Here is a 17,803-nt window from a genome sequence, read left to right as displayed (position 1 = left end):
CGTCTGAGCGGAGCGCGGCCCCGGAAGCGCCGGTTACCTGTGGGGACGGGGGACCGGGGCACCGAGAAGGCCCCCGTGCGATGAGCACGGGGGCCTTCTCCGTGGGCTCTTCCTGCGGCCGTCTCAGCCGCGGGTCGCCGGCGCGCCCCGCTCCGGGCGGGTGGCGGTGGTGGTGGTGGCGGCGGTGGTACGGGACGGTCGCTTCTCCGGGGTTCCGTCCGACGGTGGCGCGGCCGTGGCCTGCGCGCGGGTGCGGGCGAGGAAGCGGATCAGCGTCCTGATCTCGAACTGGAACACCTCGACCCCGTCCGTCGAGTGCAGCTCCACGATCAGCTGCGTACGGCCGCAGGGCCAGACGCGGACGGCGCCGCGCTCGATCGGCGTACGCAGACCGCGTTCCAGCAGATCGCGGCCGAACGCCCAGTCGGTGCCGCCGGGCAGAGTGATGTGGACGGTGCGCGGGTCCTCGGCGGCGTCGTAGCGCAGGTCGACGGGGACCGGACGGGTCAGAGGGCCATCGGTGATGAGCCGGGCGCGTGCGTGTTCTTCGATCACAGGGGACATGGGCCGGCTCCTCCTATATGTGACGTTCTGCCCTCTAATGTCCCATATTTCGCGGAAGTGGCACGGTGAGCGCCTGCTCACCGTGACCCTGGGTGCATCAGCCGCCCAGGGTGTGTCTCAGCTGCCGGACTCCCGCTCTTGCGTACGGTTCGCAAGAGAGCACTATTATTGATGGGTTCATGACCCCGCCCGCAGAGCCGCGTCCACGCGGACGCGGACACCGTGCGGAACCGCAGGAAGCGGAGCCTCTCCATGCATGTACCCGATGGATTCATCGATGCACCTGTCTCCGTCGCCGCCGGGGTGTTCGCCGCCGGCGCGGTCGCCGTCAGCCTCCGTGGCGCGCGCCGCGAACTCGACGAGCGCACCGCACCGCTCGCCGGTCTGGTGGCCGCGTTCATCTTCGCCGTGCAGATGCTGAACTTCCCGGTGGCCGCCGGTACCAGCGGCCACCTGATGGGAGGAGCGCTGGCCGCGATCCTTGTCGGGCCCTATACGGCGGTGCTCTGCCTGGCGGTGGTGCTGCTGATGCAGGGGATCTTCTTCGCGGACGGCGGCCTCACCGCGCTCGGCGTGAACATCACGGTCATGGGCGTGGTCACGGTCGTCGTCGCGTACGGCCTCTTCCGCCTGCTGACCGGTCTCCTGCCGCGCACGCGCCGGTCCGCGACCGCCTCGGCGTTCGTCGCCGCGCTGGTCTCCGTACCCGCGTCGGCCGCCGCCTTCACGCTGCTCTACTGGATAGGCGGCACCACGGACATCCCGATCGGCAAGGTCTTCACGGCCATGGTCGGCGTGCACATCCTGATCGGGGTCGGTGAGGCGGTGATCACCGCACTGACCGTCGGCGCGGTCCTCGCCGTACGTCCCGACCTCGTCCACGGCGTCCAGGGCCTGGCCGCACCGCTCAAGCTCCGGGTCGACGGCGAACTGGTCGACGCCCCGGCCGCGACGCGCGAACCGGAGCCCGCTTCCGCCCCGGCCCGGTCCACGCGTGGCTTCTGGATCACCGGCCTGGTCTCGGCCCTCGTCCTCGCCGGGTTCGTCTCCTTCTACGCCTCCGCCAACCCGGACGGCCTGGAACGGGTCGCCGCCGACCAGGGCATCGACGAGAAGGTGGAGGAGCACGGCGCGGCCGACTCCCCGCTCGCCGACTACGGCGTCGGCGACATCGCGAACGCCCGGCTCTCCGGCGGCCTCGCCGGGGTGATCGGGGTCAGCGCCACGGTGGTGGTGGGTACGGGCGTGTTCTGGGTGGTGCGCCGGCGCAAGGAGGAGTCCGGCGACGCGCACCGGGACCGCGATCACGAGAACGCCTGACATGGGAGCGGGCCACGCCCACAAGCTCTACCGGCACGGCCACAGCCCGGTCCACCGGCTGCCGCCGCACTGCAAGCTGGCCGCCGTCTTCGGCTTCGTGCTCGTCGTCGTCTCCACCCCGCGCGAGGCGATGTGGGCGTTCGGCCTGTACGCGGCACTGCTCGCGGCCGTCGCGGCGGTGGCCCGCATCCCGGCCGGCTTCCTGCTGAAGCGGCTGGTCATCGAGGTGCCGTTCGTGGCCTTCGCGCTGCTCATGCCGTTCGTGGTGCCGGGCGAACGGACAGACGTCCTCGGCCTCTCCGTCAGCGTCCCCGGCCTCTGGGGCGCCTGGAACGTGCTGGCCAAGGCCACGCTCGGCGTCGCTGCCTCGGTGCTCCTGGCCTCCACCACCGAGCTGCGGGCCGTCCTGCTCGGCCTGCAGCGGCTCAAGCTGCCGCCGCTGCTCGTCCAGATCGCGTCGTTCATGATCCGGTACGGGGACGTCATCACCGACGAGATGCGGCGCATGTCGATCGCCCGCCGCTCCCGGGGGTTCGAGGCGCGCGGCGTACGGCAGTGGGGCGTCCTGGCCACCTCGATGGGCGCCCTGTTCATCCGCTCCTACGAGCGGGGCGAGCGCGTCCACCTCGCCATGGTGAGCCGGGGCTACGCGGGCACGATGCCGGTGATCGACGAGGTGACGGCGGACCGGACCCAGTGGGCGTACGCGGCGGCCCTCCCCGTACTCGCGCTCGCGATCTGTCTGCTGGGATGGACCCTGTGACTCTCTCCTCGAAGGACACCGGGGCGGCCCCGTCGCTCGACGTCCGCGGCCTCGCCTACGCCTATCCCGACGGCCACCAGGCCCTCTTCGGCGTGGACCTGACCGTGGCGCGCGGCGAGCGCGTGGCGGTCCTCGGCCCCAACGGAGCGGGCAAGACCACGCTCGTCCTGCACCTCAACGGCATCCTGGAGGCGGGTTCCGGCACGGTCCACGTCGCCGGCCTCCCGGTGGCCAAGCGGAACCTCGCGGATATCCGCCGCCGCGTCGGCATCGTCTTCCAGGACCCGGACGACCAGCTCTTCATGCCCACGGTCCGCGAGGACGTCGCCTTCGGCCCGGCCGCGGCGGGCCTGCGCGGCCCCGAGCTGGAGGAGCGGGTGGTGCGGGCGCTGGAGCAGGTCGGGATGGAGGAGTACGTGGGCCGCCCGCCGCACCACCTCTCCTTCGGCCAGCGCCGCCGCGTCGCCGTGGCGACCGTCCTCGCGATGGAGCCGGAGATCCTGGTCCTGGACGAGCCGTCCTCCAACCTGGACCCGGCCTCCCGCCGCGAACTGGCCGACATCCTCCGCTCGTTGGACGTCACGGTGCTGATGGTGACGCACGACCTGCCGTACGCGCTGGAGCTCTGCCCGCGCGCGGTGATCCTCAGCGAGGGCGTGATCGCGGCCGACGGGCGGACGCAGGAGCTGCTGTGCGACGAGGAGTTGATGCGGGCGCACCGCTTGGAGCTGCCGTTCGGCTTCGACCCGAGGTCGGTCACCGTTCCGTCGCCGTGAACGGGGCACCGGCCCTTCGCCGTGAACGGGCGGCCGGTCCCTCGCCGTGAGCGCTCACCGTTCCGTCGCCGTAAACAGCTCGTGACAGCCTGAGAAGACCCGTGACCCGGCCACCACGCACCCGGCCGGGCCGTGCACCATGGGGGGATGAGCGAGGGCGTGGGAACGGTGGCGGGCACAGGGGCGGACATGGCCGTGGACGTACGGGGCACGGTGGCCCCCGGGTTCGAACCGGTCCGGGACGCCTTCGTCCGCAACTTCGAGCAGCGCGGCGAGCGCGGTGCGGCCGTCGCCGTCTACCGGGACGGGCGCAAGGTCGTGGACCTGTGGGCCGGTACGCGGGACGTGGACGGCACCGAGCCGTGGGCCGTCGACACCGTCCAGGTCGTGCGCTCTGCGGGCAAGGGCATCGCGGCCGCCGTCCCGCTCCTGCTCCACCAGCGCGGCCAGGTGGACCTGGACGCGCCGGTCTCCACGTACTGGCCGGAGTTCAAGGCGAACGGCAAGGAACGCGTCCTGGTCCGCGACCTCCTGGCCCACCGCGCCGGCGTCCCGGCCCTGGACCGCACGCTCACACCCGCCGAGGCCGCCGACGGGATCTCCGGCCCGGCGGCCGTCGCCGCGCAGCGCCCGGAGTGGGAACCGGGTACGGACCACGGCTACCACGCGCAGACGTACAGCTGGCTCATCGGCGAACTGGTCCGCCGCGCCACCGGCCGCACCATCGGCCGCTGGATCGCGGAGGAGATCGCGCGCCCGCTCGGCCTGGACTTCTGGTTCGGGCTCCCGGCGGACGAGGCGCACCGCATCGGCCGTATCGGCCCGGTGGAGCCCCCGGCCTCCGCCACGGCCTCCGGCGCCCTGCGCGTACGCCCGAAGCGCTCGGTCGTCGACGCCTACCGCGACCCGGACTCGCTCACCCGCCGTGCGTTCGGCGCGATCGACCCGTTCCCCGACGAGAACGACGCGGCCTACCGTACGGCGGAGCTCCCGGCCTCCAACGGCATCGCGACGGCCCGGGGCCTGGCCCGCTGCTACGCCGCGATGATCGGCCCGGTCGACGGCCACCGCCGCCTCTTCGCGCCCGCGACCCTCACGCTGGCCCGCACGGAGGAGTCGGCCGGCCCCGACCGGGTCCTCGTCGTCAACACCCGCTTCGGCCTGGGCTACATGCTGCACGGCCCGGCGGCCCCGCTGCTGGGCCCCGGTTCGTTCGGCCACCCCGGCCGGGGCGGCTCGCTCGGCTTCGCGGACCCGGAGTCCGGCACCGCGCTGGGCTACGTCACCAACGGCCTCCAGAAGGGAGTCACCGCGGATCCCCGTGCCCAGGCGCTGGTCAGAGCAGTACGGTCGGCGCTATGACACGAGACCGCTTTGTCGACCACAGCATCCTGATCACCGCCGCCGGCCAGGGCATCGGCGCGGCAACGGCCCACCGTCTGGCGGCGGAAGGCGCCAAGGTCCTCGTCACCGACCTGGACGCGAAGCGCGCCTCCGACACGGCGGCGGCGATACGCCGGGCGGGCCACACGGCCGACTCCATGGCCTGCGATGTGGCGGACCGTACGGCGGTGGAGGCGGCGGTGGCGTACGCGGTCGAGACCTTCGGCGGTCTGGACGTCCTGGTCAACAACGCCTACGCGGCAGGGCAGGACGAGCCGCTCTTCGAGGACGAGACGGACGCGACCTGGGAACACGACCTGGACATCACCCTCTCCGGCCCCTTCCGCTGCGCCCGCGCCGCGCTGCCGCACCTGGTGGCCTCGGGCCGGGGCGCGATCGTCACCATCGGCTCGGTCAACGGCGAGCAGGACTTCGGCGGCCACGCGTACAGCGCCGCGAAGGCCGGCCTGGCGAGCCTGACCCGTACGCTGGCGGGTCACGCGGGCCCGCGCGGCGTACGGGTCAACCTGGTCGCGCCCGGCACGATCCGCACGGCGGCCTGGTCGGGCCGTGACGCGGAGCTGGAGCGAGCAGCCGCGCTCTACCCGCTCGGCCGGGTCGGCACACCGGAGGACATCGCGTCGGCGGTCGCCTTCCTCGCCTCGTCCGACGCGTCGTGGATCACGGGGACGACGCTGCGGGTGGACGGCGGCATCCTGGCGGTGAACACGGGCTTCCGCCAGGCGATGGCGGCCGGGGAGTAATCCCCTGGCGCGGGACCGGAGCACGCTCCTACCCTCCCCGCATGATCATCACGTACGACCACACGGACAAGTCGGGCCGCCCGGTCACCCTCCACGAGGTGGACGCGGACAACTGGCGGGCGGTCGCCGACTGCGCCCCGCACGACGACCAACGCACCTGGGTGGCACCCCTGGCAGCCCGCTACCTGGTCCTGACGTCCTGCGAGGACACCTGGCACTCCCTGGCGGTCCTGGCCGGAGACGAGGTGACCGGCCACATCATGTGGGCGCGGGACGAGGACGGCTCGCACTGGCTGGGCGGCATGCTGATCGACGCCGCCCACCAGTCCCAGGGCATCGGCGCGGCCGCCGTACGCACGCTGACGACCTGGCTGTCGGCCCGTGACGGCCGCACGGCGGTCCGCCTTTCCTACGCCCCGTCCAACGAGGCCGCCGCCCACCTGTACGCGGCACTCGGCTTCCGCCTGACGGGGGTGGAGGAGGACGGGGAGGTGGTGGCGGAGTGGGCGGGGTGATGGCCGTAGGAGGCTCCGACACCTGCGTGCTTCGTGGGGGGAGTGCTCGCGCCCTGCGTGACCCGCATGTCCGCTGATCTGATCCGCATCGTGTCCCGTGACTCGCCCATGGCCCTCGCCCAAGTCGAACGCGTCCGCGCCGAACTGGCCGCACTCCACCCCGGCACCCGCACCGAAGTGGTCCCGGTCAAGACGACGGGCGACAAGTGGATGGGCGATCTCAGCGCGGTGGAGGGCAAAGGCGCGTTCACCAAGGAGGTGGACGCCGCCCTGCTGGCGGGGGAAGCGGACCTGGCGGTGCACTGCGTCAAGGACATCCCGGCGGACAGGCCCCTGCCCGCCGGCACGGTCTTCGCCGCCTTCCTCAGGCGGGACGACATCCGTGACGCGCTGATCCACCCCGGCGGCCTGCCCCTCGACGAGCTCCCCGCCGGGACACGTATCGGGACGTCGTCCGTTCGCCGTTCCGCCCAGCTCGCCGCATCGCACCCGCACCTCGTCTGCGTACCGATGCGCGGCAACGCCAACCGCCGCCTGGAAAAGCTCACCGGCGGTGAGGCCGATGCGCTGCTCCTGGCCGCCTCCGGACTGGAGCGCATCGGCCGCCCCGACGTGATCACCGAGATCCTGTCGACCGAGGTGATGTGCCCGCCGATCGGTGCGGGCGTCCTCGCCCTCCAGTGCCGCGAGGGCGACACCGGCCTCATCGACGCCGTGAGCGGGCTCGGCGACCCGGCGGCCCACCGCGAGACGACCGCCGAGCGGATGTTCCTCCACGTGCTCCAAGGCCACTGCAACAGCCCCATCGCCGGATACGCCCAGGTGGAACGGAACGGCGACCTGTCGCTCCGGGCCAAGGTCTTCACCCCCGACGGCAAGACCGTCCTCAACGCCCACGAATGGGCGGGACCGCTCGACCCGGCCACCCTGGGCACGTCCGTCGCGGTCGCCCTGCTGCGCCAGGGGGCCAGGGAGCTGATCGACGGCATCGCCCACTGAGGGCTCGCCCGGCGCCTACCGCGCGCTGCTCAGGATCATCAGCCGCTCCGGATCGGGTACGGGGGTGAACCCGACCTTCGCGTACAGCTCGTGCGCGTCCAGCGTGGCGAGCATCGTCCGCTTGAGTTCGTACGGGGCGAGGTGGTCGCGGACGGCGGTGGCCAGTCGGGCTCCGAGGCCCCGGCCGCGGTGCTCGGGCGCCACGTAGACGTCGCAGAGCCAGGCGAAGGTGGCCCGGTCCGTGACGACGCGGGCGTAGGCGACCTGGTCTCCATCGGGGCCGTAGACACCGAAGTTGAGCGACCCTCCGATGGACCGCTCGACGGTCTCGCGGCTTCGGCCGAGCGCCCAGAACGCGTCCGTGGAGAGCCAGTGGTGGACGAGGCCGATATCGAGGCGGTCCGGGTCGGTGTCGATCGCGTACCTGTCTTCGCTGCCTTCGGTGGTGGTCATGGCTCGGGAGCGTAGTCGGGGCGGGGAGCGCTCAGGCGGCGGCTCGGGTGTGCTCCGTGCGGCAGTCGCGGCAGTGGCCGGGTGCGGGTGAGCGGAAGGCGCGTTCGCAGCCGTCGCAGGTCTGGAACGGCGTGACGGCGATACGTGGGCGTGCGGCGGCGGTGAGGTCGTCGGGGCCGGGGAGGGGCGGGGGGATCAGAGCGGTGAGGCGGTGTTTGAGGAGCTTGGCGGGGTGGCGGAGGGGCTGGGGCAGGTCGTTGGTGAGGGCGTGGCGGATGGTGTCGGGGCGGGTGTCGCGTTCGAGCCAGGCGGCGACTGCCGGGGCGAGTTGGCGGATGTCGTTCTCGGAGAGGACGAGCTGGTGCGCGTGGCGGCGGAGGTCGCCGAGGAGCGCGGTTGCGGCGCGGTGCAGTTCGGCGGTGAGTTCGCGGGGCTGGGGGAGGGGCGGGGATGGCTGCCTGGGCGCGGTGGGCGGCGGGACGAGCACGACGTAGGGGGCGTGGTCCTGCGGGACGGACGCTTCGGGCGCCTGTTCCTGTTGCTGTTGTACGTCGGGGGGTGCGGGGGTCTGCGGGGCGGCGGCTTCCCGGGCGGCGGGGGTCTGCGGGGCGCCCGGTTCCGGTGCTGCGGGAGGCTCGGGTGTGGGCGGTTCCGGCTCGGCATCCTGCACCGGCGGAGGGGCCTGCGGCTCGGCGGGAGGCAGCCAGGGTGAGGTGCCCGCACAGTGCGCTCGTAGCAGCGCTGTCGGCTGGTTGCAGAACACCGTGCGGGTGACGATGCGGCCGTTGGCCAGGCGGGTGCGGGCTCGTCGCAGGTAGCCGTGGGCTTCCAGTTCGCGCAGGGCGGTGGCGATGATCTTCTCGCCTTCGCGGAAGCGGGCCGCGAGCGCTTTGATGCCGATCTCGGTGCCCTGGGGCAGCGACTGGATGCGTACGGCGAAGCCCACGGCGACCGTACTCAGGCCGGTGTGCTGGGCGAGGTGGTTGCCGACGACGGTGAAGCGGTCGGTGTGGCGGATGGCGATGTGGATCACGCCACGGGCCGGGAGAGGCCCGGGAAGCTCTGTCAGGGCGCGCGCGAGCGCAGTATTCTGCGGGGTATCCATCGGGAAGCTTGCTTCTTCCTTGGTGGTCAGGCCCTCGATCGGGATGGCTGTCCCGGCCGGGGGCCGACGTATGTGTGATGTCTGCTGTCTGGTGGCGTGAGCATATGCCTGCCAACCGGTGCGAAATCCAGCTCAGTTGGCAAACCTCACCCGTGTGGGTGACGCGCCCCCAGGATGCGTCAGGTTCAGGACGGGGTGGGTGGGGTTGGGTTATTTCTCTTAGTTCTTTACGTAGTTGATGTCGCTCGCCACCGCGTCGCGGCCGGGCACGATCCGGTGGGTGATATGTGCCGGATACCGGATCGCGCCCGCGCACGACCCGGTCGGAATCGTCACCGTACGAGGTCGATCTCGGCCCAGACGGTCTTGCGCGGTACGGGCCCGGGAGCGACGCCCCAGTGGTCTGCCAGGGCCTCCACGATGAGGAGGCCGCGCCCGTGCTCCGCGTGGTCGTCCTCGGGCGCTTTCACGGCACCTGGACCCGGCGGGACGCTGTCGCCCCGGGTGTCGGTGACCTCGATCCGGAGCGTGTTTCCGCTGACGGTGAGGGAGAGTTGGAAGTCCCGGCCCGGTACGCGTCCGTGGACCGAGGCGTTCGCCGCCAGCTCGCCGACGATGTGCGACGCCGACTCCGAGGGGAGTCCCCAGGCGCCGAGATGGGCGATGGTGAGCAGCCTGGCGAGCCGGGCGCCTCGGCGGGTCGGGGAGAGCAGGACGGTGAAGGACCGGTCGGTGGTGGGGTGTTGGGCGCGGACGATTTCTTGGTTCATGTCACTCAGCGTGGCCGTCTCTGCGTACCGTGAACAGTGACGGAGCCCTTGCGTACCGTGAGTGTCCGAGGCTTGTCCCGTGTTGTCTTGGCTGTCTGGCGTGACGTGCCGGGAACGGTCGCGGTTGAGGGAAGATCGGCACGCACGTCGGAAGTGGGGCTCGCATGAGCGTGGTTGGCGACGGTACGGAGCGTGGGGACGCCGGGGTGGACGAGCCCGGCTGGGAGGTCGACCCGGACGACGAGCCGGGCGCTGCGGTGGTCGCGGCCGTGGGCCGCCAGATCAAGGCGTGGCGCGAGGCGGCGGGGATGCGGGCGGCGGAGTTCGGGACGGCGATGGGGTACAGCGAGGACCTCATCTACAAGGTGGAGGGCGGCCGGCGTATCCCTCGCCCGGAGTTCATGGACGGCGCGGACGGGGTGCTGGGGGCGGACGGCAAGCTCGCGGCGATGAAGGCGGACATCGCGGAGGTGCGGTATCCGAAGAAGATCCGGGACTTGGCGAGGCTGGAGGCCAGAGCCGTCGAGCTCGCCGCGTATGGCAGCCACAACCTGCACGGTCTGTTGCAGACGGAGGAGTACGCGAGGGCGCTGCTCGGAACGCGACGACCGGTCCTGTCCCCGGACGAGCTGGAGCGCGCCCTTGCCGGACGCATGGCCAGACAATCCATCTTCAGCCGCACCCCCGCCCCCGAACTCAGCTTCGTCCAGGAAGAGGCCACGTTGCGTCGACCGGTCGGCGGCGTGGCGGTGTGGCGGCGACAGCTCGAAAACCTGCTCCGGCTCAGCGAGCTGCCCTTCGTGGACATTCAGGTGATGCCAACCGCCCGGTGGGACCATCCAGGAACGGGCGGACGGATTCAAGTGCTGAAGTTCGCTGACGGCTCGGCCGTGGGACGGGCGGACGACGAGTTCGCAGGCAGGCCTATCTCGCATCCGAAGCAACTCCGTATTCTTGAACTGCGGTACGGCATCACTCAGGCTCGGGCTCTCACACCGGAGGAGTCCCGGGCCTTCATCGAGCAAGTGCTGGGAGAGACATGACCTACAGGCCCTCTGCTGGGGAAGCCTCTGAGCTGCGGTGGTTCAAGAGCAGCTACAGCGACAGCAGCAACCCCAACGACTGCGTCGAGGTCGCGATCGCCCAGGCCGCCGTCCACGTCCGCGATTCCAAGAACATCCAAGGCCCCCGCCTCGCCCTCCCCGCCGCCGCGTGGGCGGCTTTCGTCCCGTACGTGGGCGGGAAGGACGAGAGCCGCTGACCCGGCCTCAACTCCCGTGCCGCATCAGGCCGGCACGGCGGGCATCACTTCACCACGACGTAGTCCCCCAGTGACACCGACGCCCCGGTGGTCGTATCACCGACGTACGCCCAACGCCATGTGCCGGTCTTCGACGCTTTGACGGTCGTCCTGAGTGCGCCCGAGCCGTTCGCCCGAACCTTCTTCACCAGGGTGTAGGCGGAGGCGCCGGCGGGCTTGAACTGCAGGTTCACCTGGCGGCTTCCGTACACGCCGTACTTCCTGGTCTCCCAGTTGGCTCGCGTGATCTTGCCGGTCACGGTGAGCGTCTTGCCCTTGGCAACCGGCTCGGGCGACGCGTTGACGATCAGGTGGGAGTCGCGCCTGAGCTGGACCGTCACCCCCGTGGCATCGACGTCTTTGCTCCCGTCCTTGAACAACACCTCGCCCGCGACCTTCCAGACCCCGGCCTCACTGTTCCGCATCCCGTGCCCGCCCGGGTCGAAGTGCAGCCTTTGCCGGGCATCGCAGGTGCCGACCCGGTTGGGGCATACGTCGCCCCCCATGGTCTGCCACAACTTGTCCTCCACGCCGTTGCGGTAGAGGTACACCAGGGGCTGCCACCTCCAGACGCGCGTGGTCACCACCCGGAAGGAGGCCGGGTACACGACCTCCTTCGATGTCCCGATCACGATCGGCTTTCCGCCGTTCACCTGGACACGGCTGAATGACGCCCCACCCTCGGCCGCCCCGGCCGGCACCGCCGCCACGGCCGTGAACACCGCCGCCGCGCCACCGGCCACGACGGCTCTCCAGACCTGCTTCCCCACCTGATCCCCGATCTCCCTGCGGAAAGGCGCCGGAGGCTCATCCCTCCGGCGCCTTACAGACGATCGGCGTCCGCATAGGGTTGTGCGCCCGCGCATCACCACGGCCCGGCTGCTGACCACGCCACCAGGAGGAACCGTTGCTCTACCCGCAGCCGCTCACCCCGGAGGAGAGCCTCGCCGACGCGAAGAGGCGGCTGAGCCTCCCGCAGATCGTCGTGATCTGCGGTTCCACCCGCTTCATGGCCGAGATGAACGAGGCCGATCTGCGGGAGACCGGCGACGGAAGGATCGTCGTCAAACCGGGCTGTGACCTGAAGTCGCCGCACGCGCTCTGGTCCGATCCCGCCGAGGCCGAGGCGCTGAAGGCCCGGCTCGACGATCTGCACCGGGCGAAGATCCGGCTCGCCGACGAGGTACTCGTCGTCGGCGACTACATCGGGGACAGCACCCGAGCCGAAATCGCCTACGCTCGGTCGCTGGGCAGGCCCGTGCGGTTCACGCACCCCGAGGTCGACCCGGGCGCCTGACCTCAGGCCGGTCCGTGCGAACCGACCGGTGCGCGCCTCAACTCGTGTGCAGCATCAGGCCGATACCGACCACCATCAGCCCCGCCGCCGCGATCCTCGGTGCGCCGAAGCGCTCCTTGAAGAACAGCGTGCCGATCGCCGCGCCCACGATGATCGACGACTCGCGCAGCGCCGCGATCGGAGCGAGAGGGGCTCGCGTCTGTGCCCAGAGAACGAGCCCGTACGCGACCACCGAGAGGACCGCGCCGAGCAGGCCTCGTACGGCGAACGGGCGGAGCTGGGCGGCCAGTTCGGAGCGGCGGCGGTAGTACGCGTACGCCGGGATCGCCAGGCCCTCCAGGATCATCAGCCACGCGACGTAACCGAGCGGTGTGCCGGAGGCCCGTACGCCGACGCCGTCCACCGTCGTGTACCCGGCGATCGCCAGGCCCGTGCCGAGGGCCGCCGCGATCGCGGGCCAGTGCGGGCGGGTGCCGGAGCCCCGGATGCCCCAGAGCGCCAGGCCGACCAGGCCCGCCGAGGCGACCGCCACGCCCGCCGTCGCCCAGGCGTCCGGGCGCTCGCCGACGAAGACCGCCGCCAGGACCGTCACCACCAGCGGGGCCGTACCCCGGGCGATCGGGTACATCTGGCCGAAGTCGCCGAGGGTGAACGAGCGCATCAACAGCAGCATGTACGCCACGTGGAGCGCGGCCGAGACGCCGAGGTACGGCCATGCCCCGGCCGCCGGCAGCGGGGCGAAGAGGGCCAGCGCCGCGCCGATCAGCAGGCCGCCGCCGGAGATCAGCGTGAAGGAGAGGAGCTGGTCCTTGATGGCGTGGGCGATGGCGTTCCAGCTGGCGTGCGTTATCGCGGCGACGAGCACCGCGAGGGCGACCAGCGGCGTCACTTCGCGTGCTCGCGCACATCCGCAACCGTCGCGCCCGCGTGGGCGATCAGCGTCTTGGGGTCGAGCGGGAAGACCGTGTGCGGGGTGCCCGCCGCCGCCCAGACCACGGGGTGGTCCAGGAGGCGCCGGTCGGCCAGTACGCGGGTGCGGGTCGCGTGGCCGAAGGGCGGTACGCCTCCGATCGCGTACCCGGTCGTCTCCCGGACCAGATCCGCGTCCGCCCGCTTGACCTTCTGCGCGCCGAGCTCACGCCGTACGAGTTCCACGTCCACCCGCGAGGAGCCGTCCATCAGGACCAGCACCGGGACGCCGTCCGCCGTGAAGACCAGGGACTTGACGATCTCGCTCAGCTCGCAGCCGACCGCCGCCGCGGCCTCCGCCGCCGTACGGGTCGCGTCCGGGAAGCGGCGCACCTCGACCTGGAGGCCCAGTTCGGCGAGCGCCTCGGCGAACCGGGGGTGGGCGGGCGAGACGGGTGCGGCGGGAGGGGTTTCGGGGGTTTCGGGTGTGCTGCTCATGGCTGCACGCTAGCGGTCCGTGCATGGTGCATGCGAGGGGGTTCCGGGGGGCGGTCCAGCGGCCCTTTCCGTGCGCCCCTGCGCCCTTTCGCCGGGTCATCCGGCCAATCCGGGGCGGTCGTCGGCCGGAAGTCGTCGCTGTGGATCACTGCTTCGTTGCCGCGCGTCACAGTGTTAGGGGGATATGTGCAGGAAAGTGCGACAAGGGGGAAATCATGTTGCGCATCCATTTCACCGCCCAGGATCTGGAGTACGTCCGCATCGCCCGGAGCCCCGACCCGCTCTGGGAGATCGTGTGCAGCGTCTGCCGGCTCCAGACCGACGAGGGCCGGATCGTGTTCGGGCCGTGGCGGCAGGCGGTGGGACCGCTGCTGCGAGGCGGGGGAGCAGGAGGAGGCGGCGGCTTCCGGGCGGGCGGCGGCGTGGGGCGTCCCGGGGCGGATCGGGCCGTCGCGGTCGCCCTGCGCAGTCTGATGCCGTGCGGGCCGTACATCCCCGACTTCCTGACCCCCGCCGTGGACGGCGGCATCGCCGACCTGCGGCAGGGCGTGGACCGGGTGCTGGCGACGCCCCGGAGTCGCCTGCGCCGGGAGTTCACGCTGCTCACGGAGTCGGTGGCCCGGGCCCGGCCGCTCGCGGGGGCGGGGGCCCGGCCCGGCGCGCGGGCAGAGGTCCGGCCCTTCGCGGCGGAGCGGCTCGCGCGGGGCGACGCGGCGGCGCTCCGGGCGCTCGGCGGGCTGCTCACGGCGTACGACGCGGCGTTCCTCGCCCCGTACCGGCCCTGGATCGACGCGGCGGTGGCCTCGGACGTCGCCTGGCGCTCCCGCGAACTGGCGGCGGGCGGCACCCGGGCGCTGCTGGAGACCTTCCGCCCGATGGCCCGCTGGAGCGCGCCCGTGCTGGAGGTGGCGTACCCGGTCGAGCGTGACCTGTACCTGGCCGGGCGCGGGCTGCTCCTGGTGCCGTCGTACTTCTGCTGGCGCAGGCCGATCACCCTGTTCGACGCGGAGCTGCCGCCGGTGCTGGTCTACCCGGTGGAGAAGCCGGTCCAGCTGCCCGAGGCCACGGCCGCCCCGGCCTCCGGCGCCTCGCTCGTCCGCCTGCTGGGCCCGACCCGCGCCGCGCTCCTGTACGAGGTGGCGGCCCGCGCCTGCGCCACGACGTCCGAGCTGGCCCACGCCGTCGGCTGCTCGCTCCCCAACACCAGCCAGCAGCTGGCGATCCTGCGCGAGGCGGGCCTCGCCGCCTGCCGCAAGGAGGGCCGGTGCGTGCTCCACCACCCCACGCCGCTCGGGCGGCAACTGCTGGGGACGACGGGGGCCGGACCGTCGGAGCGGCCCCTGCCGACGCTTCGGCCCGCGACGGTTTCACCCTGATGAAAGGGTGCGGCGCGAGCGGGCGGATCCCTGCCACGCTTCTGCCATCCGGACGGTGGGCCGCGCGGAGGGAACGCCACGCGGCCACCGGCCGGAGGACCGTCCGGGCGCCTGCCCGGAGGACCGTCGGGGCCGACCGGCCCGGACGGCCGGAACCACTCGTCCCACAGGGGAGCCCAGGGGCCCATGGCCCGGGGCAGGGAGGGAAACGACATGCGCAGTTTCGTACGAGCGGCAGTGACGCTCATGTTCACGGCGGGGGCCGTGCTGGCGACGGGAGCGGGGGCGCAGGCCGGCACGTCCGACACCCGGGACGCCCTGGACACCTACGCCGGATGCCGCTCCGGATACGTCTGTATCTACCCGGGCGCGTCCTGGAACGGCAACCGGCCGGAGGCGACGTATTTCCGCTATGGCGTCTACAACCTCAACAACCAGACCGGTACCCACCGGGTGTTCAACAACCAGACGGACGGGGCGACCGTGCAGCTGTGCACGGGGTACGACGGGGTCGGCTGCGGCGCGAAGATGCCCACGTGGACCTACTGGGACGTGAACCTGACCCCGATCAACTCGATCAAGCTCGCGCCCTAGCCAGGCCCGGGCCCATATCCGGGTGACGTGGGGCGAGGGCCCTCCTACCCTCGCCCCATGGACGCGGACTTGGGCACGGGCGAACCACTGCTGCGCCATCACCGCATGCCTCAGCCGCCCGCGCGCAGCACCTCCGCCACCACCGGGCCCGCCGCGTCGCCGCCGTGGCCGCCTTCCTGGACGACCGCCGCCGCGGCGAGGTCGTTGCTGAAGCCGGTGAACCAGCTGTTGGACGTCTGGCCGTCGACCTCGGCCGAACCGGTCTTGGCGCCCTTGTCGCCGCCGACGCTCGCCATGGGCTCGGTGCCGGTGCCGGAGGGACTGGTCGCGGTGTACCGCATCATCTGCCGGAGCTGCTCGGACACGTTGGCCGGCAGCGGACGGGCCTCGGCGAACGGCCGGTCGTCCAGCTCACGGGCGATCAGGTACGGCTGCCTGAAGCCGCCGTTCTTCACCGTGGCACTCACCGAGGCCATGTTCAGCGGGCTCATGAGCACCTTGCCCTGCCCGATGTACGAGGCCGCCGTCTCGGCCCCCGAGGACTCCGGGATCCTGCCGTCGAAGGAGGGCACGCCGGTCTGCCAGTTGTCCTGACCGAGGCCGAAGTAGTCACGGGCCTCCTGCCCCAGGGCCGATCCGGCCCGGTCGCCGAGCGGCTTGACCGGCTTGATGAAGGTGCTGTTGCAGGACCGCGCGAACGCCTCGCGCAGCGTGGCGTTGCCGACGGAGAAGTCCTTGAGGTTGTGGAAGGTCACCCCGTCCCACGACACCGTGGACGGGCACTCCACCGCCGCGTCGATGCTCCCGAGACCGTTCTGGATGATCATCGCCGCGGTCACGATCTTCATCGTGGACCCGGGCGCCAACTGGCCGCTCATGGCCGCGTTGTAGCCGTCCTTGCGGTTGTTGGCGATGGCCCGGATCGCGCCCGTGGACGGCTGGACCGCCGCCACCGAGGACTCGCCGTACCGCTTCACCGCCTTCTCGGCCGCCGCCTGCACGTTCGCGTCGAGCGTCGTCCGGACCTTGCCGGGCTTGCCCTTGGCGAGGGTCAGCAGGTTGATGTCGGCCTGGCCGTCCTCGGCGGGCTCGATCCAGGTCTCGATGCCGGGCGTACCGCCGGCGGAGTCACCGTACTTCTGCCGCAGGGTGTCCAGGATCGTCCCGAGCGAGGGGTACTTCTCCTTGGTGAGCACGACCCCGTTGCGGTCGACGGCCTCGATGGCCGCCGTCGACGACTCTCCGGTCCTCAGCGTCGCGCCCTCGGTCAACCGCGGATGGACGACGGTGGGTTCCCAGTCGACCAGGGCCTTCCCGGTCGTCAGTCCGCGGACGACGGCGAGTTCGGAGGCGTACGACAGGGGCCTGGTCTTCCCGCCGTAGGAGACGGTGGCCCTGACGGTGTACGGCACCTTCGTGCCGACGGCCGGTCCCGGCGTGATCTTCACGTCGCCGATGTGGGCGGCCCCGCCGTACGAGGCGAGTACGGGCTCCGCACCGGCCTCGTTGTTGGTGAGCAGGGCCGCGCTCGCCGCGTCCCCGGCCGCCCAGGCGTCGAAGAAGGACTTCGACGTCTCGGATATCTCCGCCGCACTCGGCGGCCCGGTCTTCACCTCCGGTGTGGCGTTCCGGGAGCCGACCTTGCCGCTGTCCCCGTCCCCGTCGCTCCCGAGCACGCCGTACGCCCCGTAGCCGACCCCGCCGGCCACCAGGACGAACACTCCGCCGACCACGGCGACCTTCGCTCCACTGCGCATCAGTGCAGTCCCCCTCCCCAGGAGAGCCCCTTGACCACGTTCCATGTTCAAGGGGCAACTGTGAGGAACCCTAAGGGGTTGCCGTGCCGGCCGAGGGCGTCGTTACCGGACCGGAACGCTTGGCCGGAGGGGGCCGGCGCCCCGCCGATGAGGGCTCCCAGCAGGCCTGGGAACAAATTTTCGCCAAGGTGCGTGAACGCCGGGTTGCCGGGCACAAGGACCAACGCAACGAGGTCCTGGCGACATTCGGAGCCGGGACAACCGGTGGGGTGAACTGAGGCCGTTGTGAAGTAAGGCGCGCAAGCGCCTAAACCGGACTTGACGATGGGAAATAGAAAATGATCATCCTTGGGCTTCTTCTGCTGATTATCGGCCTGCTTGTCGGCATGTCACTGCTGACGACCATCGGTGGAATCCTCATCGTGGTGGGTGCCATCCTGTGGATCCTGGGCGCGACCGGCCGCGCGGTCGGTGGACGAAAGCATTTCTTCTAACCTGCCGGGTTGGAAGCGGCCGGGAACTCCGCTGATGCGGCGGATTCCCGCACATGCGGGCGGGCCACGACCGGTTGGGGGGTGCCCGGGCGGACGGGGGGGTGGAGGGGGGGGGGGGGGGAGCGGCGCAGGGTGGGGGAGGGCTGGCGCGGCGGGCGGGGGGCGG

General features: G+C 71.7%; 21 protein-coding genes. 13 read left to right on the top strand and 8 right to left on the bottom strand.

Annotated features, from left to right (window positions below):
- Positions 1-123: 123 nt before the first annotated feature.
- On the bottom strand, positions 124-564 hold the full coding sequence (locus ACIRR8_RS25545) for an SsgA family sporulation/cell division regulator (protein ID WP_404069037.1): 441 nt from the start codon (positions 562-564) through the stop codon (positions 124-126).
- Positions 565-816: 252 nt separating this feature from the next.
- On the opposite strand from ACIRR8_RS25545, the gene ACIRR8_RS25540 reads away from it, so the two are divergent.
- The 7 genes from ACIRR8_RS25540 (at position 817) to hemC (ending at position 7,084) form a co-directional block, all read left to right on the top strand.
- The gene (locus ACIRR8_RS25540; RefSeq protein WP_404069034.1) at positions 817-1,884 is read left to right on the top strand and encodes an energy-coupling factor ABC transporter permease; all 1,068 of its coding nucleotides are present in this window, start codon (positions 817-819) and stop codon (positions 1,882-1,884) included.
- 1 nt (position 1,885) lies between these two features.
- Positions 1,886-2,647: a cobalt ECF transporter T component CbiQ gene (gene cbiQ / locus ACIRR8_RS25535; RefSeq protein WP_404069032.1), complete on the top strand. Its 762-nt coding sequence runs from the start codon at positions 1,886-1,888 to the stop codon at positions 2,645-2,647.
- On the top strand, positions 2,635-3,423 hold the full coding sequence (locus ACIRR8_RS25530) for an energy-coupling factor ABC transporter ATP-binding protein (protein ID WP_404069028.1): 789 nt from the start codon (positions 2,635-2,637) through the stop codon (positions 3,421-3,423). Before cbiQ ends, ACIRR8_RS25530 begins: the two co-directional genes overlap by 13 nt.
- Before the next feature lie 195 nt (positions 3,424-3,618).
- The gene (locus tag ACIRR8_RS25525; RefSeq protein ID WP_404069439.1) at positions 3,619-4,785 is read left to right on the top strand and encodes a serine hydrolase domain-containing protein; all 1,167 of its coding nucleotides are present in this window, start codon (positions 3,619-3,621) and stop codon (positions 4,783-4,785) included.
- Positions 4,782-5,570: an SDR family NAD(P)-dependent oxidoreductase gene (locus ACIRR8_RS25520; RefSeq protein WP_404069025.1), complete on the top strand. Its 789-nt coding sequence runs from the start codon at positions 4,782-4,784 to the stop codon at positions 5,568-5,570. Before ACIRR8_RS25525 ends, ACIRR8_RS25520 begins: the two co-directional genes overlap by 4 nt.
- A 41-nt stretch (positions 5,571-5,611) precedes the next feature.
- Positions 5,612-6,085, top strand: coding sequence for a GNAT family N-acetyltransferase (locus tag ACIRR8_RS25515; protein WP_404069023.1), 474 nt, complete (start codon positions 5,612-5,614; stop codon positions 6,083-6,085).
- 66 nt (positions 6,086-6,151) lie between these two features.
- Positions 6,152-7,084 carry a hydroxymethylbilane synthase gene (hemC, locus tag ACIRR8_RS25510; protein ID WP_404069020.1) on the top strand — a complete coding sequence of 311 codons (933 nt, stop codon included), beginning with the start codon at positions 6,152-6,154 and terminating at the stop codon, positions 7,082-7,084.
- Between the two features lie 15 nt (positions 7,085-7,099).
- Here the strand turns inward: hemC and ACIRR8_RS25505 are convergent, their stop codons facing one another.
- The 3 genes from ACIRR8_RS25505 to ACIRR8_RS25495 all read right to left on the bottom strand — a co-directional run bounded on the left by ACIRR8_RS25505 (position 7,100) and on the right by ACIRR8_RS25495 (position 9,412).
- A complete protein-coding gene (locus ACIRR8_RS25505; RefSeq protein WP_404069017.1) occupies positions 7,100-7,537 on the bottom strand; it encodes a GNAT family N-acetyltransferase in 438 nt (145 codons plus the stop codon).
- Between the two features lie 31 nt (positions 7,538-7,568).
- Positions 7,569-8,642 (bottom strand): hypothetical protein, encoded by a 1,074-nt coding sequence (locus tag ACIRR8_RS25500; protein WP_404069015.1) that lies wholly within the window; start codon positions 8,640-8,642, stop codon positions 7,569-7,571.
- A 332-nt stretch (positions 8,643-8,974) separates the two neighbouring features.
- Positions 8,975-9,412, bottom strand: a complete 438-nt coding sequence (locus ACIRR8_RS25495; protein ID WP_404069012.1) for an ATP-binding protein — start codon at positions 9,410-9,412, stop codon at positions 8,975-8,977.
- 164 nt (positions 9,413-9,576) lie between these two features.
- Between ACIRR8_RS25495 and ACIRR8_RS25490 the strand changes: the two genes are divergently transcribed.
- Together ACIRR8_RS25490 and ACIRR8_RS25485 are read left to right on the top strand one after the other, a co-directional pair.
- Positions 9,577-10,455, top strand: a complete 879-nt coding sequence (locus ACIRR8_RS25490) for a helix-turn-helix domain-containing protein (RefSeq protein WP_404069010.1) — start codon at positions 9,577-9,579, stop codon at positions 10,453-10,455.
- Positions 10,452-10,673, top strand: coding sequence for a DUF397 domain-containing protein (locus ACIRR8_RS25485; RefSeq protein WP_404069008.1), 222 nt, complete (start codon positions 10,452-10,454; stop codon positions 10,671-10,673). The genes ACIRR8_RS25490 and ACIRR8_RS25485 overlap by 4 nt, the downstream gene beginning before the upstream one ends.
- A 44-nt stretch (positions 10,674-10,717) precedes the next feature.
- Here ACIRR8_RS25485 and ACIRR8_RS25480 read toward each other — a convergent pair whose 3' ends face one another.
- Complete coding sequence (locus ACIRR8_RS25480) at positions 10,718-11,482, bottom strand: hypothetical protein (protein ID WP_404069005.1); 765 nt, start codon at positions 11,480-11,482, stop codon at positions 10,718-10,720.
- A gap of 137 nt (positions 11,483-11,619) precedes the next feature.
- On the opposite strand from ACIRR8_RS25480, the gene ACIRR8_RS25475 reads away from it, so the two are divergent.
- Entirely contained in the window at positions 11,620-12,009 is a 390-nt protein-coding gene (locus ACIRR8_RS25475; RefSeq protein WP_404069003.1) for a hypothetical protein, read from the top strand.
- A gap of 37 nt (positions 12,010-12,046) precedes the next feature.
- Here ACIRR8_RS25475 and ACIRR8_RS25470 read toward each other — a convergent pair whose 3' ends face one another.
- Entirely contained in the window at positions 12,047-12,898 is an 852-nt protein-coding gene (locus ACIRR8_RS25470) for an EamA family transporter (protein WP_404069001.1), read from the bottom strand.
- A complete protein-coding gene (locus tag ACIRR8_RS25465) occupies positions 12,895-13,416 on the bottom strand; it encodes a YbaK/EbsC family protein (protein WP_404068998.1) in 522 nt (173 codons plus the stop codon). The genes ACIRR8_RS25470 and ACIRR8_RS25465 overlap by 4 nt, the downstream gene beginning before the upstream one ends.
- Positions 13,417-13,631: 215 nt before the next feature.
- Between ACIRR8_RS25465 and ACIRR8_RS25460 the strand changes: the two genes are divergently transcribed.
- Positions 13,632-14,792, top strand: coding sequence for a DUF5937 family protein (locus ACIRR8_RS25460; protein WP_404068996.1), 1,161 nt, complete (start codon positions 13,632-13,634; stop codon positions 14,790-14,792).
- Between the two features lie 213 nt (positions 14,793-15,005).
- Complete coding sequence (locus tag ACIRR8_RS25455; RefSeq protein ID WP_404068993.1) at positions 15,006-15,386, top strand: hypothetical protein; 381 nt, start codon at positions 15,006-15,008, stop codon at positions 15,384-15,386.
- Between the two features lie 110 nt (positions 15,387-15,496).
- Here the strand turns inward: ACIRR8_RS25455 and ACIRR8_RS25450 are convergent, their stop codons facing one another.
- Positions 15,497-17,143 (bottom strand): penicillin-binding transpeptidase domain-containing protein, encoded by a 1,647-nt coding sequence (locus tag ACIRR8_RS25450; RefSeq protein ID WP_404068990.1) that lies wholly within the window; start codon positions 17,141-17,143, stop codon positions 15,497-15,499.
- 338 nt (positions 17,144-17,481) lie between these two features.
- On the opposite strand from ACIRR8_RS25450, the gene ACIRR8_RS25445 reads away from it, so the two are divergent.
- On the top strand, positions 17,482-17,637 hold the full coding sequence (locus tag ACIRR8_RS25445; RefSeq protein WP_356746445.1) for a hypothetical protein: 156 nt from the start codon (positions 17,482-17,484) through the stop codon (positions 17,635-17,637).
- The last annotated feature ends 166 nt before the right edge of the window (positions 17,638-17,803 follow it).

The sequence above is a fragment of the Streptomyces sp. NPDC101178 genome, assembly GCF_044767965.1.
Classification (GTDB): domain Bacteria; phylum Actinomycetota; class Actinomycetes; order Streptomycetales; family Streptomycetaceae; genus Streptomyces.
This window is presented reverse-complemented; position numbering and strand designations above follow the sequence as displayed.

What these genes read in the sequence shown, in the direction of transcription:
- ACIRR8_RS25545 (WP_404069037.1), bottom strand. Translation starts at nt 564, where the DNA reads ATGTCCCCTGTGATCGAAGAACACGCACGCGCCCGGCTCATCACCGAT.
- ACIRR8_RS25540 (WP_404069034.1), top strand. Translation starts at nt 817, where the DNA reads ATGCATGTACCCGATGGATTCATCGATGCACCTGTCTCCGTCGCCGCC.
- cbiQ (WP_404069032.1), top strand. Translation starts at nt 1,886, where the DNA reads ATGGGAGCGGGCCACGCCCACAAGCTCTACCGGCACGGCCACAGCCCG.
- ACIRR8_RS25530 (WP_404069028.1), top strand. Translation starts at nt 2,635, where the DNA reads ATGGACCCTGTGACTCTCTCCTCGAAGGACACCGGGGCGGCCCCGTCG.
- ACIRR8_RS25520 (WP_404069025.1), top strand. Translation starts at nt 4,782, where the DNA reads ATGACACGAGACCGCTTTGTCGACCACAGCATCCTGATCACCGCCGCC.
- ACIRR8_RS25515 (WP_404069023.1), top strand. Translation starts at nt 5,612, where the DNA reads ATGATCATCACGTACGACCACACGGACAAGTCGGGCCGCCCGGTCACC.
- hemC (WP_404069020.1), top strand. Translation starts at nt 6,152, where the DNA reads ATGTCCGCTGATCTGATCCGCATCGTGTCCCGTGACTCGCCCATGGCC.
- ACIRR8_RS25505 (WP_404069017.1), bottom strand. Translation starts at nt 7,537, where the DNA reads ATGACCACCACCGAAGGCAGCGAAGACAGGTACGCGATCGACACCGAC.
- ACIRR8_RS25500 (WP_404069015.1), bottom strand. Translation starts at nt 8,642, where the DNA reads ATGGATACCCCGCAGAATACTGCGCTCGCGCGCGCCCTGACAGAGCTT.
- ACIRR8_RS25495 (WP_404069012.1), bottom strand. Translation starts at nt 9,412, where the DNA reads ATGAACCAAGAAATCGTCCGCGCCCAACACCCCACCACCGACCGGTCC.
- ACIRR8_RS25490 (WP_404069010.1), top strand. Translation starts at nt 9,577, where the DNA reads ATGAGCGTGGTTGGCGACGGTACGGAGCGTGGGGACGCCGGGGTGGAC.
- ACIRR8_RS25485 (WP_404069008.1), top strand. Translation starts at nt 10,452, where the DNA reads ATGACCTACAGGCCCTCTGCTGGGGAAGCCTCTGAGCTGCGGTGGTTC.
- ACIRR8_RS25465 (WP_404068998.1), bottom strand. Translation starts at nt 13,416, where the DNA reads ATGAGCAGCACACCCGAAACCCCCGAAACCCCTCCCGCCGCACCCGTC.
- ACIRR8_RS25460 (WP_404068996.1), top strand. Translation starts at nt 13,632, where the DNA reads ATGTTGCGCATCCATTTCACCGCCCAGGATCTGGAGTACGTCCGCATC.
- ACIRR8_RS25455 (WP_404068993.1), top strand. Translation starts at nt 15,006, where the DNA reads ATGCGCAGTTTCGTACGAGCGGCAGTGACGCTCATGTTCACGGCGGGG.
- ACIRR8_RS25450 (WP_404068990.1), bottom strand. Translation starts at nt 17,143, where the DNA reads ATGCGCAGTGGAGCGAAGGTCGCCGTGGTCGGCGGAGTGTTCGTCCTG.
- ACIRR8_RS25445 (WP_356746445.1), top strand. Translation starts at nt 17,482, where the DNA reads ATGATCATCCTTGGGCTTCTTCTGCTGATTATCGGCCTGCTTGTCGGC.